Genomic DNA, 11921 nt, shown 5'->3' with positions numbered 1-11921 from the left:
ACCGCAAACTCGCTGGTCACACACTCCGTAGGCCTGATAAGCAAAGCGCCATCAGGCGTTCATGCAGCGTTAATGCCGGATGTCGACGCAAATGCGTCTTATCCGGCCTACAGTATGCTGCCAACAGGCTGCTAGCATATACGAGGTAATGGTTCGGCGTGTGGCAAATCAAGGGTTCGCTTCACGCCATAGAGTCCGGCTAAGCGAACGCCTTTGCGTTCCACGACTTCGCCAATCAGCGCCGCATCACGTCCCAGCGGATGCGCGCGTAATGCCGCCAACGCCCGATCTGCGGCCTGCCGTTCAACGGCAATCACCAGTTTTCCTTCGTTGGCAAAGTTCAGGGCATCCAGCCCCAACAGCTCGCAGACGCCGCGCACGGCAGGTTTGAGCGGCAGTGCGGATTCGGACAATTCAATACCGTAACCGCAGGACGCCGCAAACTCATGGGCGACCGCATTCACGCCGCCGCGCGTGGCGTCACGCAATGCCTTAACTCCGTCAATATGACGCAGCGTCTGAATAAGCGGCGTTAATACTGCGCAGTCGCTCGCCAGCTCGCCGTCCAGTCCCAGTTGCTCACGCAGGTTGAGGATAGTGGCGCCGTGATCGCCAAGCGTACCACTGACTAACAGCACATCGCCAACGCTCAGCGTTTGCGCGCCCCAGCGAATATCGGCGGGAATCGCCCCCATGCCGGCAGTGTTGATAAATAATTTATCCGCCGCGCCGCGCTGCACAACTTTGGTGTCGCCGGTTACAATGGCGATACCCGCTTCCCGCGCGGTCGCCGCCATGCTATTGACCACGCTTTTTAACGTCTCCATCGGCAGCCCTTCTTCAAGGATAAAGCCGCAGGAGAGATAGCGGGGGATCGCGCCGCTCACCGCTACGTCGTTCGCCGTACCACAAATCGCCAGTTTGCCGATATTGCCGCCGGGGAAAAAGAGCGGATCGATCACATAGCTATCGGTAGAAAACGCCAGACGGTCGCCCTCCGCCGTCAGTTGCGCCAGCTCCAGACGCGCCTGATCTTCTTGTTCCGCCAGCCACGGGTTGGCAAAGGCCTCCATAAACAGGCTATTAATCAACTGTTGCATAGCCTGGCCGCCGCTACCGTGGGCGAGTTGTATATTGTTCAAACTTCACACTCCTGCTGACGATACTGATACCAGGCGGCGCATGCGCCTTCGGAAGAGACCATCAGCGCGCCAAACGCGGTCTCTGGATTACATGTTTTACCAAATAGCGGGCACTGATGCGGCTTGCATCTGCCGGTCAGCACTTCGCCGCAGCGGGCGCGCGGATCGTCATAGACCTGCTGCGGCGCTGGGCGGAAATGCGCTTCGGCGTCAAAGCGCTGATACTCTGGCGTCAGGTGGACGCCGGAGGATTCAATCACGCCCAGACCGCGCCACTCGCTATCGCCATTAACGCAGAACACATCGGCGATGGCCTGCTGCGCCAGCATGTTTCCGGCATCCGGCACCACGCGACGGTATTGGTTTTCAACCTGGCTTAGGGCCGCTATTTTCTGCTCAACCAGCATGACCACGCCTTGCAGTAGATCAAGCGGTTCGAATCCAGCCACCACCAGCGGGCGATTAAAATCGGCGGCGATAAACTGGTACGCCTCGGTGCCGATGACCATGCTGACGTGGCCTGGCGCAAGAAAGGCGTCAATGCCGTTGTCCGGCTGCTCCAGTAGGCTACGCAGCGTCGGGATCAGCGTAATGTGCTGGCAGAAAAAGTAGAAGTTTCGCACGTCACGCTGTTTTGCCTGCTGCAGCATGATGGCGGTGGTCGGCATGGTGGTTTCAAAGCCCAGCCCGAAAAATACCACTTTGCGGGTCGGGTTATCCTGCGCCAGCTTCAGCGCGTCCATCGGAGAGTAAACAATACGGACATCTGCGCCGCGCGCTTTAGCCTGCAACAGAGAACCCTGTTTCCCCGGCACGCGCATGGCATCGCCAAAGGTGCAGAAAATCACCTCCGGATGGCTGGCGATTTCCACGCAACTGTCGATGCGTCCCATCGGCAGCACGCAGACCGGACAACCGGGGCCGTGAATAAACTCCACGTTTTCGGGCAGTAACTGATCGAGACCAAATTTAAAAATTGCGTGGGTATGACCCCCGCAGACTTCCATAATGCGCAACGGACGTTCGGCAGTGTAAGGAAGAAGGGCGGCGCGTTCACGCAGGTGTTCAATGAGCTGCATTACCTGTTCCGGCGCACGGTACTCGTCAACAAAACGCATTATCTCTCCTCACCATACAGCAGTGCGCCGACGTCCGGCTCAACATCAAACATATTTTGTAGCGCGTCGAGTGTGTCGCGCGCTTCCGCTTCGTTAATGACGCTCATGGCGAATCCGACATGAACCAGCACCCACTGACCCAGACGCGGCTGACCGTTTTCATCACAACTGCCGACTAATGTGAGATCGACGTCGCGCTGAATGCCGCAGACGTCAACTTTTGCCTGATTGCCGTCAATGGCGCGGATTTGACCCGGCACGCCTATGCACATCGCTGCGCCTCCAGCCAGGCCAGCCACTGATCCATGCCTTCGCCGCTGGTGGCGGAAATCAGGATAATTTCAATCTCCGGGTTCACTTCACGCGCGCTGGCGATGCACTTCTCAACGTCAAAATTGAGGTAGGGCAGCAGATCGACTTTATTGAGCAGCATGAGCGACGCAGCGGCAAACATATGGGGATATTTCAGCGGCTTATCTTCACCTTCGGTCACGGAAAGCACTGCGACTTTATGCTTTTCGCCCAGATCGAAGCTGGCCGGGCAGACAAGGTTACCGACGTTTTCGATAAACAGAATACCATGGTCATCCAGCGGCAGGCGCGGCGCGGCGTCGGCGATCATTTGCGCGTCAAGATGGCAGCCTTTACCGGTGTTGACCTGAATGGCGGGCGTGCCGGTAGCACGGATGCGGGCGGCGTCGTTCACTGTCTGCTGGTCGCCTTCAATCACCGCGCACGGTACACGGTCTTTCAATTTCATCAGCGTTTCGGTCAGCAGGGTGGTTTTACCGGACCCGGGGCTGGACACCAGGTTGAGCACCAGTTGCTGGCGGGCGGCGAAACGGGCGCGGTTGCGCTCAGCCAGACGATTATTTTTGTCCAGCACGTCGATTTCAACCTCCAGCATCCGCCGCTGACTCATACCAGGCGCGTGGGTTCCGGCTTCGCCGTGGCCGTAATGCAGATCGCCTTCTGCGGTCTGACTTGGGGCAAAGTCAGGCTTTTTAATGCCGGTAATATTCAGCGCCGGGCGAGCCGCTGGGGCAAAGGGCGCGCTACGAAACGCTGAGTGCGGATTATGTTCATCGCCTTCTATATAAAGGTTGCCTTCAGCGCAACCGCAAGTCGTACACATCGCTTACTCCTGATCTTTTTCTTGTTACAGGCTTTCTGCCGGATGGCGACGCGAGCGTCTATCCGGCATTAATCTTCAGTTTCATCAATCTCTATGCGCCGAATTTGTAAGCCGTCATCGGCCACAATTCGCAGCGTATCGCTATGACATTGCGGACAACGACGTACACGGTGGGTTAACAACGTGACATATTGTTGACAATGCTCACACCAGCATTCGGCTTCCTGTTCTTCGAGGTGCAGTTTACAACCTTCTGCTATCGTGCCGCGGCATACCAGATCAAAACAAAAGGAAAGAGCGCTGGTTTCCACGCAAGAAAATGCGCCAATTTTGATCCAGACGGCTGTCACACGTTTTGCACCGTATGCTGAAGCCTGTTGTTCAATCAATTCCAGTGCCCGTTGGCAGAGGGTGATTTCGTGCATATCGCCTCCCGTAGTGGTTGCCCCTGTAAAGCAATATTTATGCCAATATTTTTATCCCCTGGCAGTTTAATGTCGACGATGACGAAATGACATGTCGTCACCGCGTCGAAACGGCAGTTACTGTGTGCTTCTGCCATTAAAAACAATAAGTTAAAAATTGGCATGGAAAATGCTTAACGCAGGCATCTCTGTTAAACGGGTAACCTGACATGACTATTTGGGAAATAAGCGAAAAGGCCGATTACATCGCGCAACGGCATCGTCGCCTACAGGACCAGTGGCATATTTACTGCAACTCGCTGGTTCAGGGGATCACCCTCTCGAAAGCGCGCCTGCATCACGCAATGAGCTGCGCGCCGGAAAGGGATCTTTGCTTTGTCCTGTTTGAGCACTTTCGTATTTACGTCGCGTTGGCGGATGGTTTTAACAGCCACACCATTGAGTACTACGTTGAAACCAAAGATGGCGAAGATAAGCAATTGATTGCACAGGCGCAGCTCGATATCGATGGCAAGGTTGATGAACGGGTTAACAACCGCGATCGCGAGCAGGTGCTGGAGCACTATCTGGAAAAAATCGCCAGCGTTTACGACAGCCTCTATACCGCTGTAGAAACCAACTCGCCGGTTAATTTGCGTCAATTGGTAAAGGGTCACAGCCCGGCGGTATAAGCCTGAGGCGTTGCCCGCTTTGATTCGCGATGTGGCGTTGCGCCACGTCATGAATGTTTTGGGGATGGGCGTGTCGATAAGTGTCGAAAATGACATTTCAACGGCATGTTTTCGTCAAAAATGACAATCACCTGAGGAATGCCTGGTGAATCGTTTTGTAATTGCTGACTCCACTCTCTGTATCGGCTGCCACACCTGTGAGGCCGCCTGTTCAGAGACGCATCGCCAGCATGGCCTGCAGTCAATGCCGCGCCTGAAAGTGATGCTGAATGAAAAAGAATCTGCGCCGCAGCTTTGTCACCACTGTGAAGATGCGCCATGCGCCACGGTATGCCCGGTTAACGCGATTAATCGCGTTGACGGCGCTGTCCAGCTTAATGAAAGCCTGTGCGTGAGCTGCAAACTGTGCGGTATTGCCTGTCCGTTTGGCGCTATTGAGTTTTCCGGCAGCCGTCCGCTGCATATTCCGGCGAACGCCAATACGCCGAAAGCGCCGCCCGCGCCGCCAGCGCCTGCGCGCGTCAGTACGTTGCTCGACTGGGTACCGGGCGTACGCGCTATCGCGGTGAAATGCGACCTGTGCAGCTTTGACGAGCAAGGCCCGGCCTGTGTGCGGATGTGCCCGACTAAAGCGCTACACCTGGTGGAGAACACGGATATCGCCCGCGCCAGCAAACGTAAACGTGAGCTGACGTTTAATACCGATTTTGGCGATCTCACCTTGTTTCAGCAGGCTCAGAGTGGGGATGCATAATGAGTTCACTTTCACTGATTACTAGCGGCGTCGCGTGGTTTGCCGCCGCCGCCGTTCTGGCGTTTCTGTTTTCGTTTCATAAAGCGCTGAGCGGCTGGATTGCCGGTATCGGCGGCGCGGTCGGCAGCCTGTGTACGGCTGGCGCGGGGTTCACCGCGCTGACCAGCGCCGTTACGGTGAGCGGCGTGATGCCGTTTACCGGTCACATGCTGCAAATTACGCCGCTGAATGCTATCTGGCTGATTACGCTGGGGCTGTGCGGTCTGTTCGTCAGCCTGTTCAATATCGACTGGCATCGCCATCCACAGGTAAAAGCCAACGGGCTGTTAATCAACCTGCTAATGGCGGCAGCCGCCTGCGCCGTGGTCGCCAGTAATCTGGGGACGATGGTGGTGATGGCGGAAATCATGGCGCTCTGCGCCGTGTTCCTCACCGGCGGTAGCAAAGAGGGCAAACTGTGGTTTGCGCTGGGCCGTCTCGGTACGCTGCTGCTGGCAATCGCCTGCTGGCTGGTGTGGCAGCGCTACGGCACGCTGGATCTGGGGCTGCTGGATCAACGCGCTCAGCAACTGCCGCTGGGCTCCGATATCTGGCTGCTCGGCGTTATCGGTTTTGGTCTGCTGGCCGGGATTATCCCGCTACACGGTTGGGTGCCGCAGGCGCACGCCAACGCCAGCGCTCCCGCCGCCGCGCTGTTCTCGACCGTGGTGATGAAAATCGGGCTGCTGGGCATTCTCACGCTATCTCTGCTTGGCGGCAATGCGCCGCTGTGGTGGGGCGTGGCGCTGTTGGTGCTTGGGATGATCACTGCCTTTGTCGGCGGTCTGTACGCGCTGATGGAGCATAACATTCAGCGCCTGCTGGCCTATCACACGCTGGAAAATATCGGCATCATTTTGCTCGGTCTGGGCGCAGGCGTTACCGGGATTGCTCTCAATCAGCCGGTACTGATCGCGCTGGGTCTGACCGGCGGGCTCTATCACCTGCTGAACCATAGCCTGTTTAAAAGCGTGCTGTTTCTGGGCGCGGGCAGCATCTGGTTCCGTACCGGTCACCGCGATATCGAAAAACTGGGCGGTATTGGTAAACGGATGCCGGTTATTTCTATCGCCATGCTGGTCGGTCTGATGGCGATGGCCGCGCTGCCGCCGCTGAACGGCTTTGCCGGCGAGTGGGTGATTTACCAGTCCTTCTTCAAACTGGGCAACAGCGGCGCGTTTGTTGGTCGTCTGTTAGGACCGCTGCTGGCGGTTGGCCTGGCGATTACCGGCGCGCTGGCGGTGATGTGTATGGCGAAAGTGTATGGCGTGACGTTCCTTGGCGCGCCGCGCACGAAGGAAGCTGAAAACGCCAGCTGCGCGCCGATCCTGATGGGCGTCAGCGTGGTGGCATTGGCGATTTGCTGCGTACTGGGCGGGGTTGCCGCGCCGTGGCTGCTGCCGATGATTTCCACTGCGGTACCGTTGCCGCTGGAAACTGCGCACACCACCGTATCGCAGCCGATGATCACGCTGCTGTTGGTCGCCTGTCCGCTACTGCCGTTCATCATTATGGCGATGTTCAAAGGCAACCGTCTGCCGTCGCGTTCTCGCGGCGCGGCCTGGGTGTGCGGCTACGACCATGAGCAGTCGATGGTGATTACCGCGCACGGTTTTGCCATGCCGGTGAAAGAGGCCTTTGCCCCGGTACTCAAACTGCGTAAATGGCTGAACCCGGTATCGCTGGTGCCGGGCTGGCAGAACGCGGCGGCCGCGGTGCTGTTCCGTCGTCTGGCGCTGATTGAGCTGGCGGTGCTGGTGGTGATTGTGGTTTCACGAGGAGCCTGAAAATGAGTGTGTTTTATCCGTTAATTCAGGCGCTGGTGCTATTTGCCGTTGCGCCATTGCTGTCCGGTATTACTCGCGTGGCGCGCGCCCGTCTACACAATCGCCGAGGGCCGGGTGTGTTGCAGGAGTACCGCGACATTATCAAACTGCTCGGTCGTCAGAGTATTGCGCCTGCGGATTCCGGCTGGGTTTTTCGCCTGACGCCGTTTGTGATGGTCGGCGTGATGCTGACTATCGCCACCGCGCTGCCGGTTGTCACCGTTGGATCTCCGTTGCCGCAACTGGGTGATTTAATCACCCTGATTTACCTGTTCGCGATTGCGCGCTTCTTCTTCTCTATTGCAGGCCTGGATACCGGCAGCCCGTTCACCGCGATCGGCGCCAGCCGTGAAGCGATGCTCGGGGTGCTGGTGGAGCCGATTCTGCTGCTGGGTCTGTGGGTCGCCGCGCAGGTGGCGGGTTCAACTCATATCAGCAATATCGCCGATACCATTTATCACTGGCCTGTCGCGCGCAGTATTCCGCTGATTCTGGCGCTGTGCGCCTGCGCCTTCGCCACCTTTATCGAAATGGGCAAGCTGCCGTTCGACCTGGCGGAAGCGGAGCAGGAGTTGCAGGAAGGGCCGTTGACCGAATACAGCGGTAGCGGCTTTGCGGTGCTGAAATGGGGCATCAGCCTTAAACAACTGGTGGTGTTGCAAATGTTCGTCGGCGTGTTTCTGCCGTGGGGACAGATGGAAACCTTCAGCGCAGGCGGACTGTTGCTGGCGCTGGTGATTGCCGTCGTCAAGCTGATTGTCGGCGTACTGGTGATCGCCCTGTTTGAAAACAGCATGGCGCGACTGCGTTTTTGCGCCACTTCACGCGTGACCTGGGCCGGTTTTGGGTTTGCGTTTTTAGCCTTCGTCTCCTTGCTGGCGGCGTGATTTAAGAGAGTTTGAGCATGTCTGAAGAAAAATTAGGTCAACAATACCTTGCGGCGCTGCACCAGGCCTTTCCGGGCGTCGTGCTGGACGAAGCCTGGCAGACCAAAGATCAGCTGACTATTACGGTAAAAGTGAACTATCTGCCGGAAGTGGTGGAGTTTCTTTACTACCAGCAGGGTGGGTGGTTGTCGGTGCTGTTCGGTAATGACGAACGCCAGTTGTGCGGCCACTATGCCGTTTATTACGTGCTGTCGATGGAGCAGGGCACCAAGTGCTGGATCACCGTCCGCGTTGAAGTGGATGCCAATAAGCTGGAATTCCCATCCGTTACGCCGCGCGTGCCGGCTGCCGTGTGGGGTGAGCGCGAAGTACGCGACATGTACGGTTTAATCCCGGTCGGTCTGCCGGACGAGCGCCGTCTGGTGCTGCCGGACGACTGGCCGGATGAACTCTATCCGCTGCGTAAAGACAGCATGGATTATCGTCAGCGCCCGGCGCCGACCACCGATGCGGAAACCTACGAGTTCATTAACGAGCTGGGTGACAAGAAAAATAACGTGGTGCCGATTGGCCCGCTGCATGTCACTTCCGATGAACCGGGCCACTTCCGTCTGTTCGTCGATGGTGAAAACATTATCGACGCCGACTACCGTCTGTTCTATGTCCACCGCGGCATGGAAAAACTGGCGGAAACCCGTATGGGTTATAACGAAGTGACGTTCCTGTCGGATCGCGTGTGTGGTATCTGCGGCTTCGCCCACAGCACCGCCTACACCACTTCCGTGGAAAACGCGATGGGCATTCAGGTGCCGGAACGCGCGCAGATGATCCGCGCCATTCTGCTGGAAGTGGAGCGTCTGCACTCGCACCTGCTCAACCTCGGCCTGGCCTGCCACTTTACCGGCTTTGACTCCGGCTTTATGCAGTTCTTCCGCGTGCGTGAAACCTCCATGAAGATGGCGGAAATACTGACCGGGGCGCGCAAAACTTACGGTCTGAACCTGATCGGCGGGATTCGCCGCGATCTGCTGAAAGAAGACATGCTCCAGACCCGTCAACTGGCGCAGCAGATGCGTCGTGACGTGCAGGAGCTGGTGGACATGCTGCTGAGCACGCCGAATATGGAACAGCGTACCGTGGGTATCGGCCGTCTGGACCCGGAAATTGCCCGTGACTTCAGTAATGTCGGCCCGATGGTGCGCGCCAGCGGTCACGCCCGCGACACCCGCGCCGACCACCCGTTTGTCGGTTACGGTCTGCTGCCGATGGAAGTACATAGCGAGCAGGGCTGCGATGTGATTTCTCGTCTGAAAGTCCGTATCAACGAAGTCTACACCTCGCTGAATATGATCGATTTCGGTCTGGATAATCTGCCGGGCGGCCCGCTGATGGTGGAAGGCTTTACCTATATTCCGCACCGTTTTGCGCTCGGCTTCGCTGAAGCGCCGCGTGGTGACGATATCCACTGGAGCATGACCGGCGACAACCAGAAGCTGTACCGCTGGCGCTGCCGTGCGGCGACCTACGCCAACTGGCCGACGCTGCGCTATATGCTGCGCGGCAACACCGTCTCCGACGCGCCGCTGATTATCGGCAGCCTCGACCCGTGCTACTCCTGTACCGACCGGATGACCGTGGTCGATGTGCGTAAGAAGAAGAGCAAAGTCGTGCCGTACAAAGAACTTGAGCGCTACAGCATTGAGCGTAAAAACTCGCCGCTGAAATAAGGAATCGCCATGTTTACCTTTATCAAAAAAGTTATCAAAACCGGCACGGCGACCTCGTCTTATCCGCTGGAGCCGATTGCGGTTGATAAAAACTTCCGCGGCAAGCCGGAACATAATCCGCAGCAGTGCATCGGCTGCGCCGCCTGCGTTAATGCCTGCCCGTCGAACGCGCTGACGGTGGAAACCGATCTCGCGACCAATGAGCTGGCGTGGCAGTTCAATCTTGGCCGCTGCATCTTCTGCGGTCGCTGCGAAGAGGTGTGCCCGACGGCGGCGATTAAACTGTCGCAAGAGTACGAACTGGCAGTGTGGAAGAAAGAAGACTTCCTGCAACAGTCCCGCTTCGCGCTGTGCAACTGCCGCGTGTGCAATCGTCCTTTCTCGGTACAGAAAGAGATCGACTACGCCATTGCGCTGCTTGCGCACAACGGCGACAGCCGCGCGGAAAACCACCGCGAAAGCTTTGAGACCTGCCCGGACTGTAAGCGTCAGAAATGCCTGGTGCCGTCCGACCGTATTGAACTGACTCGCCATATGAAAGAGGTCAGCTAATGAGCAATTTATTAGGCCCGCGTGACGCCAACGGCATTCCGGTACCGATGACGGTGGATGAATCCATCGCCAGCATGAAAGCGTCTCTACTGAAAAATATTAAGCGTTCGGCATACGTTTACCGCGTGGACTGCGGCGGCTGTAACGGCTGTGAAATCGAAATCTTTGCGACGCTGTCGCCGCTGTTTGATGCCGAGCGTTTCGGCATCAAAGTGGTACCGTCGCCGCGTCATGCCGATATTCTACTGTTTACCGGCGCGGTGACCCGCGCCATGCGCTCTCCGGCGCTGCGCGCCTGGCAGTCGGCGCCGGACCCGAAAATCTGTATCTCTTACGGCGCCTGTGGCAACAGCGGCGGCATCTTCCATGATCTGTACTGCGTATGGGGCGGTACGGATAAAATCGTCCCGGTAGATGTCTACATTCCAGGCTGCCCGCCAACGCCTGCCGCCACGCTGTATGGCTTTGCGATGGCGCTTGGCCTGCTGGAGCAGAAAATCCACGCCCGCGCGCCGGGTGAGCTGGACGATCAGCCCGCAGAGATCCTGCATCCGGATATGGTGCAGCCGCTGCGCGTGAAGGTGGATCGCGCGGCGCGCCGGCTGGCGGGTTATCGCTATGGTCGTCAGATCGCCGATGATTACCTGACACAGTTGGGGCAGGGCGAGCAGCAAGTGGCGCGTTGGCTGGAAGCGGAAAACGATCCGCGTTTAACCGAAATTGTCACCCATCTCAATCATGTTGTTGAAGAGGCGCGTATCCGATGAGCGAACAGGTGGTGTTCAGTCAACTGAGCCGTAAGTTTATTGATGAGAACGATGCGACGCCTGCCGAGGCGCAGCAGGTTGTCTATTACAGCCTGGCGATTGGTCACCACCTGGGGGTTATCGATTGTCTGGAGGCCGCGCTCACCTGCCCATGGGATGAGTATCTGGCGTGGATCGCCACCCTGGAAGCCGGTAGCGATGCCCGGCGTAAAATGGAAGGCGTGCCGAAGTATGGCGAGATCGTCATCGATTTCAACCATGTGCAAATGCTGGCGCGCGCGTTTGATGAGGCGCGCGCCGCGCAGACCCCGCAGCAGCAAGAATGGAGCAAACTGATGCTCAGTATGCTGCATGACATTCATCAGGAAAGCGCCATCTACCTGATGGTGAGGAGGCTTCGTGACTGACGTTTTACTCTGTGTCGGCAACAGCATGATGGGCGACGACGGCGCAGGCCCGCTACTGGCGGAAATGTGCGCGGCGCAGCCGAAGGGTAATTGGGTGGTGATTGATGGCGGCAGCGTGCCGGAAAACGACATTGTGGCGATTCGCGAACTGCGCCCGCAGCGTCTGTTGATTGTCGACGCCACCGACATGGGACTTAATCCGGGCGAGATCCGCATTATCGATCCGGATGATATCGCCGAAATGTTTATGATGACCACCCACAACATGCCGCTCAACTACCTTATCGATCAGCTCAAAGAGGATGTCGGCGAGGTGATTTTTCTTGGTATCCAGCCGGATATCGTCGGGTTTTATTATCCGATGACTCAACCGATTAAGGACGCGGTAAACATCGTCTATCAGCGCCTGGAAGGCTGGCAGGGAAACGGCGGATTTGCCGCGCTGGAAGCGCCGGAGGCGTAAAATGCGCA

14 protein-coding genes are annotated in these 11921 nt (G+C 57.5%); 9 read left to right on the top strand and 5 right to left on the bottom strand.

Features of this window, described 5'->3' with window-relative positions; translation table 11 throughout:
* Positions 1–131 precede the first annotated feature (131 nt).
* From hypE to hypA, 5 genes are all read right to left on the bottom strand, one after another.
* Complete coding sequence (hypE, locus tag NA389_RS12455; RefSeq protein WP_001059962.1) at positions 132–1142, bottom strand: hydrogenase expression/formation protein HypE; 1011 nt, start codon at positions 1140–1142, stop codon at positions 132–134.
* Entirely contained in the window at positions 1139–2260 is a 1122-nt protein-coding gene (gene hypD, locus NA389_RS12450; RefSeq protein WP_001212954.1) for a hydrogenase formation protein HypD, read from the bottom strand. The genes hypE and hypD overlap by 4 nt, the downstream gene beginning before the upstream one ends.
* Positions 2260–2532, bottom strand: a complete 273-nt coding sequence (gene hypC, locus NA389_RS12445; RefSeq protein WP_000334871.1) for a hydrogenase 3 maturation protein HypC — start codon at positions 2530–2532, stop codon at positions 2260–2262. The genes hypD and hypC overlap by 1 nt, the downstream gene beginning before the upstream one ends.
* Positions 2523–3395 carry a hydrogenase nickel incorporation protein HypB gene (hypB, locus tag NA389_RS12440; RefSeq protein WP_000337631.1) on the bottom strand — a complete coding sequence of 291 codons (873 nt, stop codon included), beginning with the start codon at positions 3393–3395 and terminating at the stop codon, positions 2523–2525. The genes hypC and hypB overlap by 10 nt, the downstream gene beginning before the upstream one ends.
* A gap of 68 nt (positions 3396–3463) precedes the next feature.
* Positions 3464–3820 carry a hydrogenase maturation nickel metallochaperone HypA gene (hypA, locus tag NA389_RS12435; protein WP_000544461.1) on the bottom strand — a complete coding sequence of 119 codons (357 nt, stop codon included), beginning with the start codon at positions 3818–3820 and terminating at the stop codon, positions 3464–3466.
* 209 nt (positions 3821–4029) lie between these two features.
* Here hypA and hycA point away from each other — a divergent pair, with 209 nt between their 5' ends.
* The 9 genes from hycA to hycI all read left to right on the top strand — a co-directional run bounded on the left by hycA (position 4030) and on the right by hycI (position 11913).
* Positions 4030–4491 carry a formate hydrogenlyase regulator HycA gene (hycA, locus tag NA389_RS12430; protein ID WP_000158074.1) on the top strand — a complete coding sequence of 154 codons (462 nt, stop codon included), beginning with the start codon at positions 4030–4032 and terminating at the stop codon, positions 4489–4491.
* Between the two features lie 145 nt (positions 4492–4636).
* Positions 4637–5245 (top strand): formate hydrogenlyase subunit HycB, encoded by a 609-nt coding sequence (hycB, locus tag NA389_RS12425; protein ID WP_001079164.1) that lies wholly within the window; start codon positions 4637–4639, stop codon positions 5243–5245.
* Complete coding sequence (gene hycC / locus NA389_RS12420; RefSeq protein ID WP_000097027.1) at positions 5245–7071, top strand: formate hydrogenlyase subunit 3; 1827 nt, start codon at positions 5245–5247, stop codon at positions 7069–7071. Before hycB ends, hycC begins: the two co-directional genes overlap by 1 nt.
* Positions 7072–7073: 2 nt before the next feature.
* Positions 7074–7997, top strand: a complete 924-nt coding sequence (locus NA389_RS12415) for a respiratory chain complex I subunit 1 family protein (RefSeq protein WP_000110563.1) — start codon at positions 7074–7076, stop codon at positions 7995–7997.
* 17 nt (positions 7998–8014) lie between these two features.
* On the top strand, positions 8015–9724 hold the full coding sequence (hycE, locus tag NA389_RS12410; protein ID WP_001288156.1) for a formate hydrogenlyase subunit HycE: 1710 nt from the start codon (positions 8015–8017) through the stop codon (positions 9722–9724).
* 9 nt (positions 9725–9733) lie between these two features.
* Positions 9734–10276: a formate hydrogenlyase subunit HycF gene (gene hycF, locus NA389_RS12405; protein ID WP_000493770.1), complete on the top strand. Its 543-nt coding sequence runs from the start codon at positions 9734–9736 to the stop codon at positions 10274–10276.
* Positions 10276–11043, top strand: a complete 768-nt coding sequence (gene hycG, locus NA389_RS12400) for a formate hydrogenlyase subunit HycG (RefSeq protein WP_000067419.1) — start codon at positions 10276–10278, stop codon at positions 11041–11043. The genes hycF and hycG overlap by 1 nt, the downstream gene beginning before the upstream one ends.
* Complete coding sequence (locus tag NA389_RS12395; RefSeq protein ID WP_000003725.1) at positions 11040–11450, top strand: formate hydrogenlyase maturation HycH family protein; 411 nt, start codon at positions 11040–11042, stop codon at positions 11448–11450. The genes hycG and NA389_RS12395 overlap by 4 nt, the downstream gene beginning before the upstream one ends.
* Entirely contained in the window at positions 11443–11913 is a 471-nt protein-coding gene (gene hycI, locus NA389_RS12390) for a hydrogenase maturation peptidase HycI (protein ID WP_000132990.1), read from the top strand. Before NA389_RS12395 ends, hycI begins: the two co-directional genes overlap by 8 nt.
* Positions 11914–11921: the final 8 nt, after the last annotated feature.

This window comes from Salmonella sp. NW645, from assembly GCF_051703725.1.
GTDB classification, from domain to species: Bacteria; Pseudomonadota; Gammaproteobacteria; order Enterobacterales; family Enterobacteriaceae; genus Salmonella; species Salmonella enterica.
This window is presented reverse-complemented; position numbering and strand designations above follow the sequence as displayed.